The organism is Pseudomonas sp. GW821-FHT12A04, from assembly GCF_058807755.1.
Genome location: NZ_JBXAQZ010000015.1, coordinates 17,066 through 40,558, shown reverse-complemented (window position 1 = coordinate 40,558; position 23,493 = coordinate 17,066). Strand labels below are relative to the sequence as shown.

The window sequence follows — 23,493 nt, the reverse complement described above, 5'->3', positions numbered from 1 at the left end:
AACAGGCTTTTTCGCCGTATCCGGAGGTTCTTCATTCAGGGTTTGAAACCCTGGCCCAGCAACCAGCTGCGAACCATCCGCCCCTGCTCCACCGTCAGCCCGGCCAACACCTGATCCGCCGGCTCTCCCTGCTTTAACCTCTGCACCAACGCCGCCACCTCAACCCCATGCACATGCCAGATACCCAGCGGTTGATCCGCCGTGATCACCACCTCGGCTTCATCGACCAGCCCATCACGCAACACCGGCGCCCGTTCAATCCTCAGCGCATTGAAATCCGCCTCGGCATGGGCCACTTCGGCATCCGGCCAGCTCCGTCGTGCCTGCCAGAACGGCTGGTCCGGCCAGCGCTGCTCATCGGCATAAAAATCCCGGCCGATTCGCGCAAACCGCAAAAACAACTGCCCCACCCGCTGCTGGTGGAAACGCTGGGCCAGAGCCGTTCGTTCGGGTTTGCACAGCAGCGTGTTGATCACCGCGGGCGCCTGCAACGCCGAAGACAAGGACTGAAAGATCCCGTTGCCCGACAATGGGTCCACCGCCATTGCCGCATCGCCGACCCGAATCCAGTTTTCGCCACACACCTGCGGGCTCAGAATCGCCGTGCTGCTGCGGGCGTGCAGTTGTAGATCGCTTTGCGCTTCGCCAGCAAAAAAAGCGGCGGCCAACTTAGAACCCTGGCGCCGCTGTCGACAGTAATCGAGCAACATAGCCTTGCCCGGCAACCCGGCACTGGCCACATCCACCGTCCATTGCCAGTAACACTGGCCGTCGGCGCGCCGCGCCATCCATGCCCAGCCGTCCTCAAGGCTTTCCACGGCGCTGGCGGTGCTGCCCGGCGAACCCTGCCAGCGATTGAGCAAGCTGACAGTCTCGGGGCCACGCAAGCCTTTGCCGATAGCGGGGGCCTGACGTCCACGGGCCTCTACGAGAAACGGCGCCAGCAGTGGTTCGCGGCCGTCGATTTCGATTCGGTGGCCATTGGTCGATGATTGAACCGTCAGCACCCGGCCTTCGATCAACTCGACCCCCGCCAGGCGCAAATCCTCACGCAGGCCTCGGTCAAACAGCGGACGGTCGAGCAAGTATTCGATGTTCTGCGCATGCTGCTGGCCATTCCAGTTCACCTGGCGTTGAGAAGGCAGCGCTGCTTGCGCCAACGCCTGATGCAGACCCACGCCGCGCAAAGCCTCAAGAACCCGCACGGACACGCCTTCGAGCGCCGCGAACCGGCGCCATTCGCTGATCAGCGTGACGCTATGGCCCAGCCGCTTCAAACCCAGCGCGACCGCAGCCCCCGCCGGGCCGGCACCCAGAATGACGATGTCGGTCATGGCCCGAAGCGCCGTTCAGGGCCACGGTAACGGGCATGCTCGCGCAACCACTCGATGACTTGCTCATTGCTGGCACCAGGTTGTTCGACGAGGAACCCGGCGATGTGCCCGCTCAACGCGGCACAACCGAGGCTCGCCCCGGATTGCCCCGGGTAGGTGCCATGCACACACGCGGCGAAATCCGCCTGGGCGCTGTTGAGCCACGACCATTCCTGCTCGGCGCACCGCGCATCGCCGGTCACCCGCAATACCTGCGGATAGTTCGCCGGAAACACCCCTTCCCCCTGGGCCGGGCTCGACGCACACAGCAGCACGCCCTGCGCCACCGCCGCCGCGCAGGCCGCGCGCAACAGGCTGCGATCCTGGCGCAGGCCAAGGCTCAAATTGATCAGTCGAACGTCCTGCGTCAGCAGCCAGTCAATCGCCGTGGCGATCTGCAAGGCGCTGGTGACACCCCGCTGGTCGAACACCTGAGCCACGCAAAACAGCGCCGAGGGTGCACGCCGGCCGATGGCCTCGATCACCGCACTGCCATGCCCCAGCGGGTCTTCGCGCAAGTCGCCCTCGGCCAGGCCGTCTTCGAGCAATGAAAAGCGTCGACCGGCGATCACTTGCACCCGTTGTGCCGCCGAGTGACCGCTGTCCACCACACCAATGCGCAACTCAGGTTTCATGCAGCACCGTTTTCGAGGTCAGTACGCCGTCGAGCAATTCGAAGCGCAGGTCGGCGTCGGCCAGGGTTGAAGGGCGATGGCTGATCAGGATGCGCGTACGTCCGGCAAACAGGCGGTCGATGGCGTCGATGACCTCGCGTTCGGTGGCTTCATCCACTGCGGACGTGGCTTCATCGAGCACCAGGATCAGTGGGTCCTGCAACAGTGCCCGGGCAATCGCGATGCGTTGTTTCTGCCCGCCGGACAACTGCTGGCCCCGCTCGCCCAAGGGACTGTCGAGACCTTCGGGCAAGGACTCGATCAGGCTGTCGAGTTGCGCCAGTCGCGCCACGTCGGCAATCGCCTCGCGGCTGGCGTCCGGTGCCGCGTAGGCCAGGTTGTCGGCGAGGCTGCCGCGAAACAGCACGATGTCCTGGCTGACGATGGCGATGCGCCGACGCAACTGGAACAGATCCAGCTCGCGCAGATCGACGTCGCCCAGCAGTACCCGGCCCGATTGCGGATCGTGATGACGCTGCAGCAGGTCGATCAGGGTGGACTTGCCCACGCCCGAGCCGCCGCTGAGGGCCACTTTCATACCGTAGGGAATCCGCGCCTCGATGCCGCGCAGGGTCGATTGGCGGCCGGGATGGGCGAAGTGCACGTTGTCGAACCAGAGATCGCCGCCAGTGGGCATTGCCCTTGGCGTGGCGGGCGTCAACACCGTCGGTTGTTCGCCGCGCAATTCCATGACCCGGCCGAGGCTGACAGTCATCCGCTGGATCGCGACGTAGAGCCCGAGCAGGCTTTGCACCGGCCCCACGGCCATGCCCAGGTAGGTGGAAAAGGCAATCAGGGCGCCGAGCTGCCAGGTGCCCTGCACCACCCAGTAACCGCCGATCAGAAATGCGCAGGCCCGGGACAGCGAGGTCAGGGTGCCGGGTACGGCCTGGGTGAAAAATTCGGTGACTTGCAGGCGCAGCAACTGGCTCATGTAGCCCTGCCCCAGCGTCTCGAGGCGTCGCGCTTCACGCTGTTGCTGGCCAGCGGACTGGATGAATTTCATCACCGGCAATGTCTCGACCATGAACGACGACATGTCCGCCGAACGCTCGCGCAACTGCCGCACATCGCGCTCCACCTTGCGCCGCATCCAGCGTAGCCAGAGTACATCGAGGGGAATCAGCACCAGCGCCAACAGCGACAGTTTCCAGGACAAGGTCAACAGCATCGCTACCGCGACCACCAGGCCGATCACGCTGGACACGGCCGAGAACAGCGAGTCCACAGCGAACCGCTGGATTTCCGCGACATCGCCATCGAGGCGCGACATCAGGTCGCCGATGCGCCGCTGGCCGTAAAAGCTCGGCGACAGGGTTTGCAAATGCCGGTACAGGTCATCGCGCAGGGCAAACAGCATGCGCCCGGACAGTCGCGTGTGCAGGTAGCGGTTGATGCCCGAAAGCGCCGTGCCCAGCAACCCGGCAACGATCATCAGCCCGGCGATCATGACCAGCATCGGGAAATTGCGCGCCAACAGGCCATCGTCGATCAGCAGTTTGGTCAGCCACGGCTGCACCAGCACCAGCGCCGAGGCGCAGACCGACAAACCCAGCAGCCCGGCAATCGCCAGGCGATGGGGTCGCACGAAGCTGTACAGCCAACGCAATGCCGCTTGCAGAGCCTCGGGGTTCTGGCTGTCGATCAGCCGAACGATCAAGCGCTGCATCACGAACGCAACTGTTTGAGCTTGCGATAAAGCGTCGCGCGGCTGATGCCCAGGGCGTCGGCGGCGGCCGAGACATTGCCCTGGTGCGTGTCCAGGGACTGACGGATCAGCTCCAGTTCGTTTTCCCGGATGCTGCCGGCCTGGGGCCGTTCGCTGGTGGTCAACTCGTCGAGCATGCTGTCGGGCAAGTGGTCGAGGGTCAGCACGGTGTCGCCCGGTTCGCGCATGGCCAGCGCGGTGCGCAGGACCATCTCCAGCTGGCGGATGTTACCCGGCCACTGATAACCGTTGAGCAAGCGATCGAGATCATCGTGCAGGACCACGGCGGGTGCGCCCAATGTCGTCAGCATGCGAGTGACGAGCGCGCCGAAATCTTCGCGTTCGCGCAGGGCCGGAAGCATCACGCTGATGCCATTGACCCGGTAGAACAGGTCCTCGCGAAAGTGTTTTTCTTCCACCAGACGCTTGAGGTCGCGGTGGGTGGCGCAGATCAGCGCGACGTCGATGTCCTGCTCTTCGCCTGCACCCAGGGGCGCGACTTTGCGATCCTGCAACACCCGCAACAACCGGGCCTGCAAAGCCAAAGGCATGTCGCCGATTTCATCGAGGAACAAGGTGCCGCCATGGGCCTGCTGCAAACGCCCGACCATGCCGCCCCGGCGTGAACCGGTGAACGCGCCTTCACGATAGCCGAACAGTTCGGACTCGATCAGGCCTTCGGGAATGGCCGCGCAGTTCACCGCCACGAAGGGTTTGTCGCAGCGCGCTCCGGCCATGTGCAGGGCACGGGCGATCACCTCTTTACCAGTGCCGGTTTCGCCCAGTAACAGGACCGGCAGTTCATTGGCCAGGCCTTGGCGGGCCATGCGCAAGGCACGGGCGTAGCGCGTATTGCTGCCGGCGAGCGCTTCCAGGTCCGGTTGCGCCTTGGGCGGTTTCGCGACGGTGCGCGGCGGGCTGCTGACGTTGATCGAGCGTTGCGGCGCGCGCAGGGTTTTGTAGAAGAATTCACCCTTGGCGGTTTGCAGGCTGCCGGCTCCACCCTGATGCAGACGCGCCAACAATTGCAGGCCGTCGACTCCGAGAAACTCTTCGCAGCGCCGACCGATCAGGGCCGAGCGCTCGGCGTGGAGCAACTGGCAGGCCTGGGCGCTGACCGCCAGGATCTGCCCGCCGAGGCTCACGGCCAGCAGGCCTTGCCACGGGGATTCCAGATATTGCCGACGGCTGTGGAAGGCCAGGACGATTTCGTCCGGATAACTGGCGTTGAACACCCGGCTTTCGATCTGGCTAACCGCCATGGCCAGCAGCGCAGTGCTGTCGTGGGCACGGCCGAGGGGGCCTTCGCGGGTCAGGTCGAGAACGCCGAGAATGTCGCCCTGGGGGCAATGGATCGGCACCGAAGTGCAGGAAAAATCACTGAGGCGATCCAGATAATGTTCGCCGCAATCGATCAGGGTCGGCCGGGCTTCCACCAGTGCCGTGCCCAGGGCGTTGGTACCGCGAACCGCTTCGCTCCAGCAGGTGCCGAGGGTGATGTCCTGCAGGCCGCTGCCCTTGAGACGGTCGGCGCGGCCTTCGACGGCGAGGATGGTGGCGTCGGAGTTGGCGAGGATGATCAGCCCTTCCTTGCCCTGACGCTCGGCCAGGTAATCGATGGCCGGCAACGCAGCGTCGATCAACAAGCGGTTGCTGGACAGCAACACGTCGAGGCTGGCACTCGATTCCAGCGCCAGCTCATGCTTGGCATTGAAATGCACGCCATGGCTGAGACTGCGTCGCCACGAGGCATCGATTTCCGCACGCAGGACGCCATCCGGCACTTCGCCTTCCAGGTGCAACTTTTCCCGAGCCAGCCGGGCTTCGCGATGCAGTTTGGGGGAGTTTGTTTTTATTGGCGTCATCAAGCGCTCCGGGTCATCCACCCTGCGCCTTCATACGTCGGCGCCCTGGAGCAATCTTTACGTTAACGTCAGGGCTATGGCAAGTGCCGTAGGGCGCTTGTGTTCCGTCAGGAGGACCCCGTTATCGTTCATCGCGAGCATGCTCGCTCCCACACTTGACCGAGGTGAACCGCATATTTGTGTTCAACACTGACCAGTGTGGGAGCGAGCTTGCTCGCGATAGCGATCTACCAGGCAGCAAAGATCTCAGAGCTGCCAAACCTCAGGGTCCACAAAAAACGCCTGGGCATTATCCTCCAGGCTCTCCAGGTGATACCCGCCCTCCTGCACGATCAGACACGGCAACCCGAGGCTGCGAATGCGCTTACCGAGCACGGCAAACCCTTCGCGGGTCACCGCCACTTTGCTCTGCGGGTCCAGCTCGAAAATATCGAAGCCCAGGGACAGCACCAGCACCTCGGCGCCGAAGTCCTTCAGCGCCTTCAGCGCTACTTCCAATTGCCCGAGAAAAACCGCCTCGCTGGCGCCATGGGCCATCGGCAGGTTGAGGTTGAAACCCTCGCCCGCACCGACACCACGCTCTTCGGCAAAACCTGCGACGCCCGGATAGAAGTTGGTCGGATCGCCGTGCACCGACACGTAGAGCACGTCATCGCGGTCGTAGAAAATCTCCTGAATACCCTGACCATGGTGCATGTCGGTATCCAGCACCGCTACCCGCGAAAAACCGGCGCGCAATACCTGCGCCGCCACCGCCGCGTTGTTCACATAACAGAAACCACCCGCCGCTTCGGCCCGGGCGTGGTGACCCGGTGGCCGGCACAGGGCATAGGCTGCCGGCTCGCCATCGAGCAACGCCCGGGCACCGGCGATGGCGCTTTGCGCCGACCAGTAGGCCGAACGCCAGGTCTGCTCGCCCACCGGGCAACTGCCATCGGCCAGATAGCGCGCCGCTTGCGCGAGAATTCCGCGCAGGGCATTGGGTTCGCGGACAAAGATGTTCGACATCACCTCGTCGCCCCAATCCTCGGGAATCTCTTTCCAGCGCTGATGGGCTTCCTGCAAAAACCTCAGATACGGTGCGCCGTGCACCGCCAGCAGCGGATCGAGCCCGGCATCGGCCGGTTGCTCAACGGCAAAACCCAAAGCGTGAGACGCCTGCACCAGGCGCTGCGCACGCTCCGGCACTTCCTGCGGCGTACGCATCTGGCCACGGGAATAGTAGCTGCGTGGATGGTGGAGCAATTGTTCGGGATGGAAAAAACTGCGCATGGAGTGAATACCTGTCAGTTAACGTAGATCTTGAAACCAGCCGCATTCCACTGTGGGAGCGAGCTTGCTCGCGATGAGGCAGTGTCAGTTGACGTCAATGTTGTCTGACCCACCGCTATCGCGAGCAAGCTCGCTCCCACAGAGATAGCGCTCAGTCGATTTTTACGGCGCGCGACAGAACCGCGTTGAGCAACACATCGGTGCCCTGGCGCACATCCTCGGGCAGCACATCTTCCGCTTCGTTATGGCTCAGGCCGCCCACGCACGGGATGAACACCATCGCTGTCGGGCAGTACCGCGCCAGGTGGATCGCATCATGTCCGGCGCCGCTGACAATCGATTGTTGAGCGTAGCCCAGGGCGTCCACGGCCTGTTGCACCGCCGCCACGCAGTCCACGTCGAACGGCGTCGCCGGGCTGATCCAGTGCGGGGTGATCGCCAGTTTCAAACCGCGAGCGTCGGCAATCGCCTGAAGCCGCGCACGGACCTGTTGTTCCATGGTCTCGATGGTTTCATCACGGTGATGACGCAGGTCGACGGTGAAGTTCACCAGCCCCGGAATGGTATTGCGCGACGATTTGTTGATGCTCAATTCACCGACCGTGGTCAGGCCTTCGGGAGCGAAGTCCGCCGCCAGGCCTTCGATGGCCTGGATCATCTGCGCCACGCCGTACAAGGCGTCCTTGCGCAGCGGCATAGGCGTGGTGCCGGCGTGGGCCGCCATGCCTTCGACCCGTACGTCGAGCCAGCGAATCGCCTGGCCGCCACTGACGACGCCGATGCTCTTGGCGTTGTCTTCGAGGATCGGCCCTTGCTCGATGTGGGCTTCAAAGTACGCATCCACCGCGCCGCCGAGCGGGCGCTCGCCGGCATAACCGGTACGTTGCAGCGCCTCGGCGACGCTGATCCCATCGATATCGCGCACCGCCAGCGCAACGTCCAGATCCATGATCCCGGTGAACACCGCCGAGCCGAACATGGCCGGGGTGAAGCGTGCGCCTTCTTCGTTGGTCCACACCGCCACTTCCAGCGGCTTGCGAGTCTGAATGCCCAGATCGTTCAGGCAGCGCACCACTTCCAGACCGGCGAGCACGCCGTACACGCCGTCGAAACGCCCGCCTTCGGGCTGGGTGTCGAGGTGGCTGCCCATCATCACCGGCGCTGCATCAGGATCGGTGCCGGCGCGGCGGGCAAACAGGTTGCCGATGGCATCCACGCTCAGGGTCATGCCGGCTTCGCGGCACCAGTGGGCAAAGAGTTCCCGACCGGCCTTGTCCTCGTCGCTCAGGGCCAGGCGGCAGCTGCCGCCACGGGCGGTGGCGCCGATTTCGGCCATCGCCATCAGACTCGCCCAGAGGCGTTCGCCATTGATCTTCAACATGTGTTTCTCCAGGAAAATTCGGGGGTCAGGCCTTGGCCAGTTCCAGGCGTTCAGCGCTGGCATGGCGACGGGCAAGGGACAGCACACACAGCAGCGAAGTCGCGGCGATCAGGCTGTAGAACACCGCCATCGGCCACCACTGGCCGACGAACCTGTGTGCCAGCAGCGTGCCGATCAGTGGCGTCAGGCCACCGGCCACAGCGCCGCAAATCTGGTACGCCAGAGAGATCGCGGTGTAGCGCACACGGGTCTCGAACATGCCGCTGACGTAGCCGGCGATCACCGCGTAGAACGACGCCATGCACACCACCGCCAACGCAATGCCGAGGATGATCAGCGGCGCCTGGGCCGAACTGACCAGCACGAACATCGGGTACGGCGAAGCCATCGCCAGCAGCGACACCAGGCACAGGAAGCGGGTGGCGCCAATCTTCTCGGCGACCCAGGCCGCCAGCGGTTGAATGCAGAACTGGATGATCGCGACGACAAACAGACACTCAAGGATCAGCGAGCGCGGCAGTTCCAGTTGCTGAGTGGTGTAGGCGATCATGAAGGTGTTGGTGAAATACACCCCGGCGATCCCCAGGGTGTTGGCGCCGATGCACAGCAACAATGGACGCCACGCGGTGCGCAGCACTTCCATGACCGGCGCCTGCTCCTTGCGTTTGTTTTTGCTCGCCAATTCGCGGCTGGCGAGAAACTCCGGCGACTCATTGACCCCCAGGCGAATCGCCAGGCCCACCAGCAGCAACAGCGAACTGGCGAGGAACGGCAGGCGCCAGCCCCAGCTCATCAGGTCTTCTTCCGGCAGACGGGTGACGGCGCTGAAGGCCAGCAGCGACAGGATCAAACCCGCCGGGCTGCCCAGTTGCGCAAACGAGGCGAAGAAATTGCGCCGGCCTTTCGGCGCATGCTCGCCGGCCATCAACACCGCCCCGCCCCACTCGCCACCCACGGCAATGCCCTGGACGATGCGCAACAGAATCAGCAGCACCGGGGCAGCGGCGCCGATTTGCGCGTAAGTCGGCAGCAAGCCGATGCACACCGTGACCACGCCCATCATCAACAAGGTGATGATCAGCGACTTCTTGCGGCCGATGCGGTCACCGATATGACCGAAGACAATCCCGCCCAACGGCCGCGCAAAGAAACCCACGGCGAAGGTGCCGAAAGCGGCCATGGTGCTGAACAGCTTATCGTCCGAGGGAAAGAACAGCGCACCGAACACCAGCGCGGCGGCGGTGGCGTAGATGTAAAAGTCGTACCACTCGATCATGGTGCCAATGAAGGCAGCGGCGGCCGCACGGCGCGGCTGGGACGAAGCTTGAGGCTTCATGGGTCGGGCTCCTTTGGTTATTTTTCTGGCAGGAGAGAAACGGCAAATCCGCAGCGCTCTGGCGGCGCCGGTCTGGGGATGATTTTTCGTTCCGGGACCATGATTAGTCAATTTTCTATTTATTATTCGAAGTATTACTTAAGCTTATAATTGAGAGCGACAGTCGAACGCGGTGTGCAACGCACAGGCGTTGAGCAGAATGTAAACGTGGGTCTGCAATGTCAGTTACAGGTCGCGGCTCTTCTCGACAGGCAGCAATCGATCAAAAGCGAACCCTCATCGGCCCGGGGTCGCTTGGGACTCTTCAAAATGATGCCGCAACAATGGCATCTCTCGCTAATAGCCAACGTAGACAGGTTCTCGCCCAGAAAACCCCTTCCGGCCAGCGCTATAAGTAGCAAGCTATTTGTTAATGAAAGTCTGAAGTATTCATTTGAACTTTCAGATTCTTTCAGTGCGCGGCCTGTGCCTAACATCGACTCCACAGCGAACCAGCCTCTTGGCAGTCTGGCGCCGTCGAAGTGCATTTGCAGTAGGCCTTGGGATTTTTGAGGATCACCGATGAAGCTGGAAATTTTTCGCACGCTGTGGGGTTACACCGCCAGCAAGGCTCAGGCACTCGAGGAGTTGCTGCAAGCGGGCTTTGATGGCATGGAAGCACGCCTGCCACTGGACGCCCGTGAACGGACCGAGTTTGGCGCCTTTCTCCAGGCCAATCGCCTGGGCTATATCAGCACAGTCTTCACCGCGTATGACGTGCTGCCGGACCAGTCGGCGTCCCCCGCCATTCACCTCAATGACCTCGACCAGAAACTCGCCTGGGCCGCTGAACTCGGCCCACGCTTCGTCAACGTGCTGGCGGGCAATGACCGATGGTCCTTGCCACAGCAAGTGGAGTTTTTCGGCCAGGCGCTGGATCTGGCGCGCAAACACGGCCAGGTCTGCAGTTTCGAAACCCACCGTTCGCGTTCGCTGTTCAACCCCTGGGTGACTCTGGAGTTGATCCGGCAATTGCCCGATCTGTTGTTCACCAGTGACATCAGCCACTGGGTCGTGACCTGCGAGCGCCTGTTGAATGACCCGGCCGATGACCTGAGCGCTTTCATCGAGCGGGTTCACCATATCCAGGCCCGGGTCGGTTACGACCAGGGCCCGCAGGTTCCGCACCCGGCGGCTCCCGAATATGCAAGGGAACTGGCCTTCCACCAGCAGCACTGGGAAAGCATCTGGCGCTCGCAGCAAACCCGCGGTTACCAGGTCAGCACCCTGACCCCGGAATTCGGCGCCGACGGCTACCTGCATCATTTGCCCTTCACCAATGTCCCGGTTGCCGACCTGTGGTCGTTGAACGTGTGGATGGGCCAGACCGAGCGCGAACACTTCAACCGTTTCAGCCACTCAAGCCATCCTTAGGGAGCCGATGCGTCATGCCTGACAATAAAAACAACAGCGCCAGCACTGACACACACAAAGCCAACTTCAACAGCATCCCGGTGGTCAATATCGCCGGTCTGTTCAGCGTTGAACTGGAACACCGCCTGGCCGTGGCCGAACAATTGGGGCGCGCCGCCAGCGAGGTCGGGTTCCTCTACATCACCCATCACGGTATCGACCCGCAACTGATCGCCAACCTGCGCCAGGCTGCCAAGGACTTTTTCGACCAGCCCTTCGACACCAAGATGCAGCACTACATCGGCACCTCCCAAACCCACAAGGGATTTGTGCCCGAAGGCGAAGAGGTCTATTCCAAGGGCAAGCCGGACCACAAGGAAGCCTTTGACGTCGGCTTCGAAGTCCCGGCCGATGACCCGCTGGTGCTGACCAACACGCCATTGCTGGGGCCCAATGACTGGCCGCAGCTGCAAGGTTTCAAGGCGTCGGTGCAGGCCTACTATGAAGCCATCTTCGCCTTGGGCCGGCGCCTGTTCGGTGGCTTCGCCCTGACCCTGGGCCTGGAAGAAAACTACTTCGACAGCCTGGTCACCCGTCCGCCGTCCAAGCTGCGCCTCATCCACTACCCCTTCGACGGTGCCGCCCATGACGCACCGGGTCTTGGAGCCCATACTGATTACGAGTGTTTCACCATCCTTTTGGCCGATAAACCAGGCCTTGAGGTGATGAACAACCTTGGCCAATGGATCGATGCACCACCGATTGCCGATGCCTTTGTGGTCAACATCGGCGACATGCTGGAAGTGATGACCGCAGGCGCATTCGTAGCCACCGCGCACCGGGTGCGCAGCGTGAAGGAGGAACGTTATTCCTTTCCGCTGTTTTATGCCTGCGACTATCACACCCAGATCAAACCACTGCCCGGGTTCGCACAGGCAGGCAACGACTACGAAGAAATCACCATCGGCGAACACATGTATGGCCAGGCGCTGCAGACCTATCAGTATCTGCGCCAAAGGGTGGCCAACGGGGAAGTTCAACTGCCAGGCAAGGCACGCAAGCCCGCCAGTTTCGGACATTTGAAAAATCAGGCTCAACCGTCCTGATTGAAGTTTTCAGCTAACCCCCTACCTACGCCGGAGTCAGTAAATCATGAAAAACAATAAGAAGAACCTTTTGAGCCTGGCTGTTTTGGCAGCCGGTATGTTCGGTGCCTCGGTGAGCATGGCCGCGGCTGACACGTTCAAGGTCGGCATGGAGATCACCTACCCTCCCTTTGAGTCCTATGACAAGGACAAAAACGTGGTGGGTTCGGACCCCGAACTGGCAACGGCACTGGCCAAACACATGAACGCCAAGGTGGAGTTCGTCGACACCAAGTTCCCAAGCCTGATCCTGGGCTTGAACTCCGGCAAGTACGACGCAGTCATTTCCGGCATGTACATCACGCCTGAGCGCCAGACTCAGGCCCAGACCATCGCCTACGCCAACACCGGTGCCGCGGTCATGGTGCCCAAGGGCAGCGAGATCAATGCGAAGAAGCCTGAAGACCTGTGCGGCCTGAAACTGGGCCTGGAACAGGGCACCACCTGGGTCAAGGAATTCAAGAAGCTCTCCGACGACTACTGCGTGCCGAACAACAAAGGCGCCATCACCGTCAGCGAGTACCCTTCGGCCCCCGAAGTGACCCAGGCCTTGTTGTCCAGGAACATTCAGGCCCAGGTTGAAATCGCCGGCGCGGCAAAAATGATCGCGGAAAAGACCAACGGCCGGGTAGTGATCACCACCGAGCATCCGATTTATCAGCAAACCCTGGGCATCTTCGTCAAGAAAGGTAACGACGAAACCTTCCAGGCCGTGCAAAAGGCCTTCGAGGAGAGCAAAAAGAGCGGTGAATACGCCGCAATTCTCCAGAAATATGGCTTGGAAGAACCGACTGCCAATTAAGAACCTGTCCTTGTAGTCTGGTCATCTGCCTCCCCTGCACCGGGGCGGCAGATCGAGGTGCCCCATGCAATTCGATTGGTCATATTTCCTGTCCCTGTTCTCCCTGCCGGACTTCTGGAAGGCCTGCGTAACGGTGGTCCAGCTCAGCGCCCTGGCCTGGTTCATCGGCATGCTGCTGGGTTTTGTCCTGGCCACGGCCAAGCTGTCCCACACGCCCTTGCTGCGCATTCCCGCAGCGGTCTACATCTGGTTCTTCCGCAGCATTCCGTTGCTGGTGCTGGTGGTCTTCGTCTACAACCTGCCGCAACTGTTTCCCGGTAGCGGACCGATTCTGTCCAACCCCTTCTACTCGGGCCTGCTGGCCCTGGTGGTCACTGAAGCGGCGTACATGGCGGAAATCCATCGTGGTGGCCTGATCTCCGTGGCCAAAGGCCAGAAGGAAGCCGGGCGCGCGCTGGGTGTCGGCCTGTTCGGCATGCAACGCTTGATCGTGATCCCCCAGGCATTCCGTATTTCGCTGCCCACGCTGATCAATGAATACATCACGGTGGTCAAGCTGACATCGCTGGTCTCGGTCATCTCCCTGACCGAAATCCTCACGGTCGGCCAACGCCTCTATGCCACCAACTTTCTGGTCATGGAAACCCTGGCGGCGGTAGGCGTCTATTACGTGTTGATCGTCACCGTGTTCGGTTTTTTCCTGCAGCGCCTGGAGCGCTACCTGGACCTGAACTTCCGCAAGCCTCACACACTCGACGCGGCCGCCATAGCCAACTTCAGGGCCAGCGCCGAAGCGTTGCCCGACACTGCGCGCAAAGCGGCAGGCAACAATGCGACGCCCATCCTGCAACTGAAGAACATCCAGAAAAGCTATGGCACCCACCAGGTGCTGATGGGCATCGACCTGAATGTCGAGTACGGCCAGGTGGTCTCGATCATCGGGCCATCCGGCTCCGGCAAGACGTCGCTGATCCGCACCGTCAACGGCCTGGAAACCATCGATACCGGCGACATTCTGTTGTTCGGCGAAAAATTCATCGAAGCGTCGGACAAACCCAACAGCACCCGCCTGCGCAAAGGCGTGCGGCACATCGGCATGGTGTTCCAGAACTTCAACCTGTTCCCGCACCGCACCATTCTCGACAACGTCACCCTGGCGCCCCGTTACCATGGCCAGCCGGGCGAGCTGAGTGAACATCGTGCTTATGCGCTACTGGACAAGGTCGGCCTGCTGGCCCATGCCCACAAGTACCCGCACCAGCTCTCCGGTGGGCAGCAACAGCGTGTGGCGATCGCTCGAGCCCTGGCGATGGAACCGCAGATCATGCTGTTCGACGAGCCGACCTCGGCCCTCGACCCGGAACTGGTCAACGACGTGCTGAACGTGATCCGCGACCTGGCCAAAGAGGGCATGACCATGCTGATCGTGACCCACGAAATGGACTTTGCCATGTCGATATCCGACCGGGTCGTATTCATGGAGAACGGTAATATCCAACTGGATGCCGCACCTGAAACCATACGATGCGATGCCGAAGGAGAACGAGTGCGGCGCTTCATGGGCATCAGTGCTCGATCGCCAAGCCGGTCTGCAACGGTGGATCATGCATGAATAGGCAACCACTTTCTTTGAGCATTCTTATTTCAGGAAAACGCACATGAATCTGGGAATAGCTGGACGCTGGGCGCTGGTATGCGCCGCCAGCAAAGGTCTGGGCAAAGCCTGCGCACAGGCACTCGTCCATGAAGGCGTGAACGTGGTGATCACCGCACGCGGCGAGCACACGCTCAATGAAACAGCCCGTGAGCTCAGAGCGCTAAATCCTGAAGTGACGGTCATCGCCGTAGCCGGAGACATTTCGACGGCCGAGGGTCGGGCGGCAGCGCTCATGGCCCATGAGCATTTCGATATCTTGATCAACAACGCTGGAGGCCCTCCCCCCGGGGATTTTCGCGAATGGAATCGCGACGCCTGGCTCAAGGCGCTGGATGCCAACATGCTGACGCCTATCGAGTTGATCAAGGCAACGGTAGACGGTATGGCGGCACGTGGATTCGGTCGAATCATCAACATCACGTCGAGTGCCGTGAAGTCCCCTATCAAAAGCCTGGGCCTGTCCAACGGCGCGCGCAGTGGTCTGACGGGTTTTATCGCAGGGCTTGCCCGGCAAGAAAACATCGCCAGTCGCAATGTGACGATCAACAACCTGCAACCAGGCTCATTCGACACCGATCGACTGCGTGACAACCTGGTCGCTGCTGCCCAGGAGTCGGGGCAGGACAGCGAGGAGTTCCTTGGCCAATGCCGTAGCGAAATTCCTGCCAAACGCTTCGGCTCACCCGAAGAGTTCGGTGCGCTGTGTGCCTTCGTTTGCAGCAACCATGCGGGCTACCTGACCGGGCAGAACCTGTTGATTGATGGAGGGGCCGTTCGCTCCAGCCAATAATGGGCAAGGGCTATGCAGGTGTACCCGGGCAATCAGGCTTGAGTTCGCGGCCTCGCCCGGGCGAGCATTGCTGATCAGGGTTTACGCGCAATGATCACTTGGCTCTTGGCTACCACGGCATCCAGCGCCTGCTTGATCTGTGCGCCCCGTGGCGAAGCCAGGATCGCCTGCCAGGTATCCGCCCAGTGGTTGAGCAACGGATGGTCCGGGTTGCTGAAATCGACCTTAGCTTCCCAGAACAACAGCATCCACATCGACCAGTAGAACCCGTACTGGCTGTGGCTGATCACTTCCAGGCCGGCATCGCTGACCATGGCCTTGAACTGCTCTTCGCTGATGATGCGGATGTGGTTGGGCTTCTGGAAATACTCGGCCGCCGCGATATCTTTTTGCAGGTCTTCGGAGCTGGGATGCGGGACGCTCAGCAGGTACAGCGCGCCCGGTTTACCGACGCGTACCAGTTCAGCGAGGAACTGCGCCGGATCGTCCACGTGTTCGATAACCTCGGTCGACACCACCCGCGTGGCGGTCGCATCGGCAATCGGCAGCGGGTTGCAGTCGGTGACATGGCATTCGACGTCGCGGGCCGGTGTATCGCTCAGGCGCAGGCGGGTCGCTTCGACCTTGGCCGCGTCGATATCGGCGATGATGATCTTCGCCCCGCGCATCCCGCAGAAATGCACGTTGCCGCCGTCGCCGCAGCCAACATCCAGCAGTGTGTCCTCGGGGGTCACCGGGAATCCGCTGAACAGTTCTCCGGTCTGCTGATTGAACCAGCCGCTGAGCATCGCATCGTGCAAGCCGAGCATATAAGGGTCGACTTTCTCCGCCACTGGCGCCGCGGGCGGGGTCTCTGGCTGCACAGGCGCGGGCGTGCCCGCCGTGAGTTTCTTCAAAAGGCTCAGCATGAGGTGGCTCCAGAGGATGTGACGGCTGTTCGGGAAGTGCCCAGGCGCTTGACCAGCGAGGCGCCGCGGTTGCGCATGGGCATTTCGATGACGCGATAGTTGAGTTCGCTCAGCAGCACGATCAGGCCGCCAGCCATCAGCAACATCAAGATCGGATGGCCAGCCGGACTGGGCAGCCCGGCAGCCTGCAAACGGAAAATGAATTCACGAACCAGCAAGTAGGCCGGGATATGGATCAAGTAAATCCCGTAGGAACGGCTGCCGACCCACGTCATCAGGTTTTTGAACACGCCGCGCGGCAACAGGTAATCGCGGTTGTAAGAAGCGATCCAGACCAGCAGCGCGCACAGCACCGCAATCACGCCGATCCGGTAAGAGGTGAAGGTGAAACGATCCGTTGCCAGGAAGCTGAGCAGCAACGACAGCGCGATCAATGCGGCAACGCCCGCCCATGGACGACGCAAGAATTTTGGCTCCCAGCGCAGGTACGACGGTTGCGTACTCCACATCGCCAACAGCACGCCAAGGGCCAGCGCATCGGTGCGCACTACCATCAGGATCGGCGTGCGCAAGGTGAACAATTGCACCGCAACCAGCGCCAGCAACGCCCACACCAGGTGCTTGCGAAACAGCACGATCATCAGCGGAAACAGCAGGTAGAACTGCTCTTCCAGCGACAGGCTCCAGTACACGAAACTGGTGCCGTACTCGTAGTGATAAAAACTGTCGGCAAAGCGGAAATTGGCGTATTGGGCGATGCCGGCCAGGGTCGCCTGAATGTTCGCGTGCAGGGTGCCGAACGCGCCGGAGCGGTTGAGAAAAAGGCACGCCAGCAACATCAGCGCCAGCCATAACCAGGCTGAAGGGAGCAATCGAAAGGCCCGTCTCAACCAGAAATTACGCGTCTGTTGCCAATATTCCTGACGCGTTGTGCAACGGCGCAAGGCCGGGATCAGGCTGCGGGCAATGACGAAGCCCGAGATCGCGAAAAACAGATCCACGCCCCACCACGGCTGACCGTACAGCGTGATGGCTTGCAACAACGGCACGGCCGCCGCGAACAGGCTGTCCTGCAGGTGATGAAACAGCACGCCGAGCACCGCAATGCCGCGCAGCAACTCGATGTCCATGATCCGTTTTTCGTTGCTCATGCGCCCTCCTGGACATGAGGTTTGCGAGCAATGATCACCTGGCTCTTGGGCATGAACTGATCCAGCATCTGCTTGATCGCCAACCCGTCGGGCTGGGCCAGCAAGTCCTGCCAGGTTTTCGCCCAGCTCTCCATCAGCGGCGGATACGGCGCCTGAATCCGGTCGCGAACCGCGCCACCCAATTCACGCCCGGCAGCCCGCTCGCTGGCCCAGAAAAAAATCATGCCCATGACCCAGAAAAAACCGGACGCCTGGCGATGCTCGATGACCAGGCCCGCGTCTTCCACCAGCGCGGCGAATCGCTCGGGGCTGAAAATCTGTACGTGATTGGGCGATTGGAAATAGCTGGCCGGAGCGATGCCCTTCTGCAAATGTTCGCCCACCGGGGACGGTACGCTCAGCAGGTACAGCGCGCCGGGGCGACCCATGCGCACCAGTTCGGCCATGAAGGGTTCTGGCTGATCGATGTGTTCCAGTACTTCCATGCACACGACTTTGCTGGCGCAGCCCTCGGCCAATGGCAGAGGCAAACTGTTGCTGACCAGCCCCAGGCTCGGCTTGTCTGATTGCGCCGCCACTTGTCGGGCAAGCTCGCGGACCTTGTCGTGTTCACTGTCGGTGAAAATCACCGACGCGCCCTGGCGGACCGCGAACAAAGTCGCCACGCCTTCACCGCAGCCGACATCCAGCAAGGTGTCGTCGGCGGTGATGGCAAACCCCTTGAGCAATTCACCGCTGTCGCCGAGAAACCAGCCGTCGAGCAGGGCATCGTACAACCCGATGTCCCTGGGCGAGACCCGCGTTTCTGGTGGGGCGACCGCTACCGGTGCGGGCCGCAACTTCGCAAGCAGGCGCCGAATCATGTGCCCGACGCTTGTGCGCAGTTTGCTTCACGCCGTTGCAGCAACTGCTCGAACACCGCCTTCAGGCGCTGTTCGGCAACGGCCTGGCTGCAGAATTCCTGCAGGCTGCCCACGGCATGGGCCGACATTCGCTGATAGCGCTCGACGTCCTGTCTGGCGACGTCATGGCTGGCGGAAAATGCCGTACACAGTGAGTCCCAATCCGTGACGTAACGCAGGGTACGATACGCTGCGCGAGGATCGTGGGGCCAGGAGGTCAGTTCGTCGGTGCCTTCGACGATGAACGCGTTGTCACGGTCGATGTAGTCGGCCATGGCGGTGTTCAGCGGCGCAATGGCCGGCTTGCCGCAGGACATGAACTCCATCAACGGCAGGCATTGCCCTTCGCCGTAGGAGCAGTTGACGACGTAACTGGTGGCCTCGACCAGGCGCTCGTAGTCGATGTCGGACAGAAAGCCGTGGATCAGCACAATGCGGCACTGGTAGGACTGATTCTTGTAGACGTGGTGCAGCATGTCGTTCAAAGCATTGGCGATGTCATGGTGCGTGAGCTTGAGCACCAGGGTCGCATCGGGCGTGTCGCGAAAGGCAGTGCAGAACGCACTGATCATGTCCTTCCAGTTCTTGCGTCCGTCGTAGGGATTGAATACCGAGGTGTAGACCACGCCCTCGAGCACCAGCTCACAATCGCGCGGCGGTTGGTCGAAGGCGATCGGCGTGCCTTCGCGCAAACGTTCGGGGCCGTAGGGGCGCAAGTCCGTGGTACGACTGTCGATCAATAGCCCGCGCAGGTTCAGGCGCGTGGGGCCCACGACCGGACGCTTGTCCAGAAGCTCGCCACGGGCGGCAAAACGGTCCCAGACAGGTGCTGCGATAGCACTGATCGGGTAATCGGGGCCCATCACATCGCGTACGGCATTCACGGTAAAACTGGAGTGGGTGATCGCAGTCCCGCTGGAGCCCAACACCGTCCGCCAGTCATGCCGTGGTTCGCCCTGCCAGCTCTCGGTGGGAATGGTGCTGAACTCCCAGGCGAACACCGGAATCGTCGGGCACGCGTAGTGGACCGGCGTGCGATGCGGCGGGGAGAAGGACAGGAACACGCAGTCTTCGCCCCGGCTCAGGCAATCGAAATACAGCCGATCGACCAACTCGTCCGGGTTGCTGACCTCGATCACCCGCCCCAGCCGTTCGAGCACCGGGCGGAATTCCTTGAGGACGAAGTAATAGCTGTACTCGGGCCGCCCAAGATTCTGCTGGATGTTGCTCTTGTTGGTTTCCGAATGAATGATGATCAGCACGATGCAGCCCCCGTTTCGGCAACCACCGGCACGACGTCACGGGCAGGTTCCTGTTTGAAGAACAGCGCCAGCCGCTGCTGCACCGGCGCGAAGCTGCAGTACTGGCGCATGCGTTCGCTGGCCGCGTCCGCCATGGCCTGCCAGGCGTCCGGCTGATTCTTTGCCATCGCGTAGCTGTTCTCATAAGCCGTTTTCAACGAGCCCCAGTCCGGACGGTGGCGCAATGTGCGGTACAGGATGCGCGCGTCTTCCGGCCAGATCGTCGGCTCCTGGCTGGACTTGACGACGAAAGCCACACGCTTGTCGATGTAGTCGCGCATCGCCGTGTGGTTCGGGGCGATGACAGGCCGGGCGCAGGACATGAACTCCATCAGCGGCAGGCACAAGCCTTCGCAACGTGAAGCGTTGACGTAGTAACTCGCCGCACCATAAAGCCGGGCGAACTGCTCGTCCTGCAGATAACCGTGCATGACCACCACGCGACAGGCGAAGGGCGAGAGCTGGGACAGCAAGGTCATGAGCTCGACGTAATAGGTCGACAGGTCGTTCTGGGTCATCTTCAACACGAGCGTGGCGTCTTGCACATCACGCAGCGCCCAGCAGAACGCCGTGATCAGGTGATGCCAGTTCTTGCGCCCGTCATCGGGGTTGAACACGCTCACGTAGATGACGCCATCGACCTCGATTTCCACCGTTTCGCTGGTGTCGGGGAAAGCCGCTTGTGGATGTTCGTCCTGCACGGGGGGTTCGCTGATTGCCGGCTCATCCGGTGCGGGCGCCTCGCCGACTGCGTGTTCAACCGGCAACGCTTGAGGCGTGCGAAACCTGGCCAGCCATGGGCGAACCGCATCCGGCACCAGATCGCGTACGGCTTCGCGATACCACAACAGCAGGTAATGTCTGGTAATGAAGAGGCGTCGACGCAGGGTCAACGGCGGCACCGGAGGTTCAGGTTCCGGCTCGGGCTCGGCGATTTCCTGCGGCGGTTGCTCGGTGATCGGCGCGATCAAACCATCGGCGGACAACCCCATCGAGCGGCTGTCCAGGATGCAACCCTTGATCTGCAACGTGGCACCCGCGTTCACCGGCGTACCGGGATATTGCTGGCGGATGCCGGCGAAGCGTTCCCACAAAGGCGTCGGCAGCACCAGCACCGGGAAGTCGTCGCCCAGGGTCCGGCGGATGGCTTCGGCGGTGTGGGTGGACAAGGTGATCACTCGCCCCAGGCGCGCCAGTGTCTGGCTCCAGTCCTGACGCGGATCGTTGTCCCAGTGCTCGGCGGGAATGCTGTCGAACTCCCAGGCGACCACGCACACCATCGGGCATTGCAAGTCGGTGGGGGTCTTGTGCGGTGGCGCGAACGAAATGAACAGGCAGTCCTGGCCGGCCTGCTGCAACTGCCGATACAGCGGGTCGACCTCGGCGGCCGATGACACCACATGCACCGGCCCGAGGCTTTCGAACAACGGTCGGTACGCCTTGAGCACGAAGTAGTAACTGTATTCTGGACGGCCGAGACTCTGGCTGATGGAGCTGTCGTTGACGTCGGAGTAAAGAATAAAATTCATGGCATCCCACGGTGACGCCGCCATCCCGGCAGCCTCACGCTATGACGGGGAGGATACGGTTCGAGTCCGTGTTTACTGGCGCTCGTCCATCGTCTTCCTGCCCGTCTTCGTTCTTGTTTTAGTGGTCAGTTTCTCGCAGTTTCGAAGCGACGCTGCCGAACCCTGGGTAATCGTGACGAGGGGCATTCTAACCACATCCGTTGAGGATTCGTGAACCGCCCGACGAGAATAAATCAGGCTACGCAGACGAGAACTGATCAGTCACGGTTGGACCTGTTGAAATTGCCGAGCAAATGGCACAGATTGGCTACCAAACAACTACAACAAAACATTTCATCTGTCTTACGAGCGATCCTGTTGATTCGTGAGACCCTTCCATTAAGCCAGTAGGAAATGGATGAAATGTATGACCGGGGGTCGCTGTTGAAAAAACGTCTGTTTGTCACGGGTCTGACTGGATTCGTAGGACAACACATCCAATCGCGTTTGCAGGCTGACGCCTCGGAATGGGAGCTGCTGCCTGTTCCCGGCCGCTACGATCTTGCCGCGCCGGACAGCCTCGAAGGCTTGTGGCCGGTCATGCCCGATGCGGTGATCCACCTGGCCGGCCAGACGTTCGTCCCGGAGGCTTTTCGTGATCCGGCCGGTACCCTGAATATCAATCTGCTGGGCACCCTGAACCTGCTGCAAGCCCTCAAGGCACGCGGCTTCAGCGGCACGTTTCTGTACGTCAGCTCCGGCGATGTCTATGGCCAGGTCGCTGAAGAGCATCTGCCCATCACTGAATTGCAACCACCCTGCCCGCGCAATCCCTATGCCGTGAGCAAACTGTCTGCCGAGTTCCTGAGCTTGCAATGGGGCCTGAGCGAGGACTGGCCCGTACTGGTCGCCCGCCCGTTCAACCACATCGGCACAGGGCAGAAAGACAGCTTCGTCATCGCCAGCGCCGCCCGTCAGATCTGCCGGATCAAACAAGGCCTGCAAGGGCCACAACTGGAGGTCGGGGACATCGACGTCACGCGCGATTTCCTCGATGTCGGGGACGTGGTCTCGGCCTACCTGGCATTGCTGGAAAAAGGTACGCCGGGGCAGGTCTACAACATTTGCTCGGGGCGCGAGCAGAGCATTCGCAGTTTGATCGAACAACTGGCAGATCTTGCCCAGGTCGACCTGCAATTGGTTCAGGACCCTGCGCGACTTCGCCGCGCGGATCAGCGACGTGTGAGTGGCAGCCCTGCCAGGCTGACCCAAACCACCGATTGGAAGCCTGAAATCACAACACAACAATCCCTGCGGGCGATCCTGTCCGACTGGGAGAAGCGAGTACGACAAGAATGACTAAAAGTGCATTGATCACAGGTATCACCGGCCAGGATGGCGCTTATCTGGCGAAACTGTTGCTCGACAAGGGCTACAAAGTCCACGGTCTGGTGGCGCGTCGCAGCAGCGACTCGCGCTGGCGCCTGCGCGAGATGGGGGTCGAGGCGGACATCGTCTACCTGGACGGCGACATGGCCGATGCCTGTTCAGTGCAGCGTGCGGTGATCAAATCGGCGCCGGACGAGATCTACAACCTTGCCGCACAAAGCTTTGTCGCGGCTTCCTGGGATCAACCGGTGACCACCGGCATCGTCGACGGCCTGGGCGTTACCCACCTGCTCGAAGCGATCCGTCAGTTCAGCCCGCACACGCGCTTCTACCAGGCGTCCACCAGCGAAATGTTCGGCCTGATCCAGGCCGAACAGCAAGACGAGAACACACCGTTCTATCCGCGCAGCCCTTATGGCGTGGCCAAGCTGTACGGCCACTGGATCACCGTGAACTACCGCGAAAGCTTCAACCTGCACGCCAGCAGCGGCATTCTGTTCAACCATGAATCACCGCTGCGCGGCATCGAGTTCGTGACGCGCAAAGTCACCGACGCCGCCGCCCGCATCAAGCAGGGCAAGCAGCAGGAACTGTGCCTGGGCAACATCGACGCCAAGCGCGACTGGGGCTTTGCCGGGGACTACGTCGAAGCCATGTGGCTGATGCTGCAACAGGACAAGCCCGATGACTTCGTAGTGGCCACCGGCGTGACCACCACCGTGCGCGAGATGTGCCGGATCGCCTTCGATCACGTGGACCTGAACTACCGCGACTTCGTGAAGATCGACCCGGCGTTCTTCCGCCCGGCCGAAGTCGAAGTGCTGCTCGGCAACCCGGCCAAGGCCCAGCGTGTGCTGGGCTGGAAACCAAAAACCGACCTGGATACCTTGATCCGCATGATGATGGATGCGGACATGAAACGCGTCGCCAAGGAGTAGG

At 61.5% G+C, this 23,493-nt stretch carries 19 protein-coding genes; 7 read left to right on the top strand and 12 right to left on the bottom strand.

The features are described 5' to 3' along the window. Positions 1-35: 35 nt before the first annotated feature. The 7 genes from qhpG to AC1RS8_RS22635 form a co-directional block, all read right to left on the bottom strand. A complete protein-coding gene (gene qhpG, locus AC1RS8_RS22665) occupies positions 36-1,334 on the bottom strand; it encodes a flavin-dependent monooxygenase QhpG (protein WP_489338984.1) in 1,299 nt (432 codons plus the stop codon). Beyond that, complete coding sequence (gene qhpE, locus AC1RS8_RS22660; RefSeq protein WP_154861497.1) at positions 1,331-2,008, bottom strand: subtilisin-like serine protease QhpE; 678 nt, start codon at positions 2,006-2,008, stop codon at positions 1,331-1,333. The genes qhpG and qhpE overlap by 4 nt, the downstream gene beginning before the upstream one ends. Further along, the gene (locus AC1RS8_RS22655) at positions 1,998-3,716 is read right to left on the bottom strand and encodes an ABC transporter ATP-binding protein (RefSeq protein ID WP_057713918.1); all 1,719 of its coding nucleotides are present in this window, start codon (positions 3,714-3,716) and stop codon (positions 1,998-2,000) included. Before AC1RS8_RS22655 ends, qhpE begins: the two co-directional genes overlap by 11 nt. Further along, positions 3,716-5,620 carry a sigma-54-dependent Fis family transcriptional regulator gene (locus AC1RS8_RS22650; protein WP_489338985.1) on the bottom strand — a complete coding sequence of 635 codons (1,905 nt, stop codon included), beginning with the start codon at positions 5,618-5,620 and terminating at the stop codon, positions 3,716-3,718. Before AC1RS8_RS22650 ends, AC1RS8_RS22655 begins: the two co-directional genes overlap by 1 nt. A gap of 246 nt (positions 5,621-5,866) precedes the next feature. After that, positions 5,867-6,892, bottom strand: a complete 1,026-nt coding sequence (locus AC1RS8_RS22645; RefSeq protein WP_489338986.1) for a histone deacetylase family protein — start codon at positions 6,890-6,892, stop codon at positions 5,867-5,869. A gap of 151 nt (positions 6,893-7,043) precedes the next feature. After that, the gene (locus AC1RS8_RS22640; RefSeq protein WP_489338987.1) at positions 7,044-8,273 is read right to left on the bottom strand and encodes a Zn-dependent hydrolase; all 1,230 of its coding nucleotides are present in this window, start codon (positions 8,271-8,273) and stop codon (positions 7,044-7,046) included. Between the two features lie 25 nt (positions 8,274-8,298). Next, positions 8,299-9,609, bottom strand: a complete 1,311-nt coding sequence (locus AC1RS8_RS22635) for an MFS transporter (RefSeq protein WP_057713914.1) — start codon at positions 9,607-9,609, stop codon at positions 8,299-8,301. A gap of 561 nt (positions 9,610-10,170) precedes the next feature. On the opposite strand from AC1RS8_RS22635, the gene AC1RS8_RS22630 reads away from it, so the two are divergent. The 5 genes from AC1RS8_RS22630 (at position 10,171) to AC1RS8_RS22610 (ending at position 15,395) form a co-directional block, all read left to right on the top strand. Continuing rightward, positions 10,171-11,022 carry a sugar phosphate isomerase/epimerase family protein gene (locus tag AC1RS8_RS22630; protein WP_489338988.1) on the top strand — a complete coding sequence of 284 codons (852 nt, stop codon included), beginning with the start codon at positions 10,171-10,173 and terminating at the stop codon, positions 11,020-11,022. A gap of 14 nt (positions 11,023-11,036) precedes the next feature. Continuing rightward, on the top strand, positions 11,037-12,107 hold the full coding sequence (locus tag AC1RS8_RS22625; protein ID WP_154947765.1) for an isopenicillin N synthase family dioxygenase: 1,071 nt from the start codon (positions 11,037-11,039) through the stop codon (positions 12,105-12,107). Positions 12,108-12,153: 46 nt separating this feature from the next. Beyond that, positions 12,154-12,948 carry an ABC transporter substrate-binding protein gene (locus tag AC1RS8_RS22620; protein ID WP_057713911.1) on the top strand — a complete coding sequence of 265 codons (795 nt, stop codon included), beginning with the start codon at positions 12,154-12,156 and terminating at the stop codon, positions 12,946-12,948. 64 nt (positions 12,949-13,012) lie between these two features. Continuing rightward, entirely contained in the window at positions 13,013-14,560 is a 1,548-nt protein-coding gene (locus AC1RS8_RS22615; RefSeq protein WP_150814934.1) for an amino acid ABC transporter permease/ATP-binding protein, read from the top strand. 46 nt (positions 14,561-14,606) lie between these two features. Continuing rightward, on the top strand, positions 14,607-15,395 hold the full coding sequence (locus AC1RS8_RS22610) for an SDR family oxidoreductase (protein WP_489338989.1): 789 nt from the start codon (positions 14,607-14,609) through the stop codon (positions 15,393-15,395). Positions 15,396-15,469: 74 nt separating this feature from the next. On the opposite strand, the gene AC1RS8_RS22605 is transcribed toward AC1RS8_RS22610, so the two are convergent. Genes AC1RS8_RS22605 through AC1RS8_RS22585 form a run of 5 tightly spaced genes read right to left on the bottom strand, consistent with a single transcriptional unit; the run spans position 15,470 to position 21,186 of the window. Beyond that, entirely contained in the window at positions 15,470-16,303 is an 834-nt protein-coding gene (locus tag AC1RS8_RS22605; RefSeq protein ID WP_057713908.1) for a class I SAM-dependent methyltransferase, read from the bottom strand. Then, on the bottom strand, positions 16,297-17,454 hold the full coding sequence (locus AC1RS8_RS22600; RefSeq protein WP_489338990.1) for an acyltransferase family protein: 1,158 nt from the start codon (positions 17,452-17,454) through the stop codon (positions 16,297-16,299). The genes AC1RS8_RS22605 and AC1RS8_RS22600 overlap by 7 nt, the downstream gene beginning before the upstream one ends. Then, positions 17,451-18,317, bottom strand: coding sequence for a class I SAM-dependent methyltransferase (locus tag AC1RS8_RS22595; protein ID WP_150814931.1), 867 nt, complete (start codon positions 18,315-18,317; stop codon positions 17,451-17,453). Before AC1RS8_RS22595 ends, AC1RS8_RS22600 begins: the two co-directional genes overlap by 4 nt. Beyond that, entirely contained in the window at positions 18,314-19,618 is a 1,305-nt protein-coding gene (locus AC1RS8_RS22590) for a glycosyltransferase (protein ID WP_489338991.1), read from the bottom strand. The genes AC1RS8_RS22595 and AC1RS8_RS22590 overlap by 4 nt, the downstream gene beginning before the upstream one ends. Next, positions 19,612-21,186, bottom strand: a complete 1,575-nt coding sequence (locus tag AC1RS8_RS22585; protein ID WP_489338992.1) for a glycosyltransferase — start codon at positions 21,184-21,186, stop codon at positions 19,612-19,614. Before AC1RS8_RS22585 ends, AC1RS8_RS22590 begins: the two co-directional genes overlap by 7 nt. A 423-nt stretch (positions 21,187-21,609) precedes the next feature. On the opposite strand from AC1RS8_RS22585, the gene AC1RS8_RS22580 reads away from it, so the two are divergent. Further along, positions 21,610-22,524 (top strand): GDP-mannose 4,6-dehydratase, encoded by a 915-nt coding sequence (locus AC1RS8_RS22580; RefSeq protein ID WP_223532710.1) that lies wholly within the window; start codon positions 21,610-21,612, stop codon positions 22,522-22,524. Next, the gene (gmd, locus tag AC1RS8_RS22575) at positions 22,521-23,492 is read left to right on the top strand and encodes a GDP-mannose 4,6-dehydratase (protein WP_489338993.1); all 972 of its coding nucleotides are present in this window, start codon (positions 22,521-22,523) and stop codon (positions 23,490-23,492) included. The genes AC1RS8_RS22580 and gmd overlap by 4 nt, the downstream gene beginning before the upstream one ends. Position 23,493 lies beyond the last annotated feature (1 nt).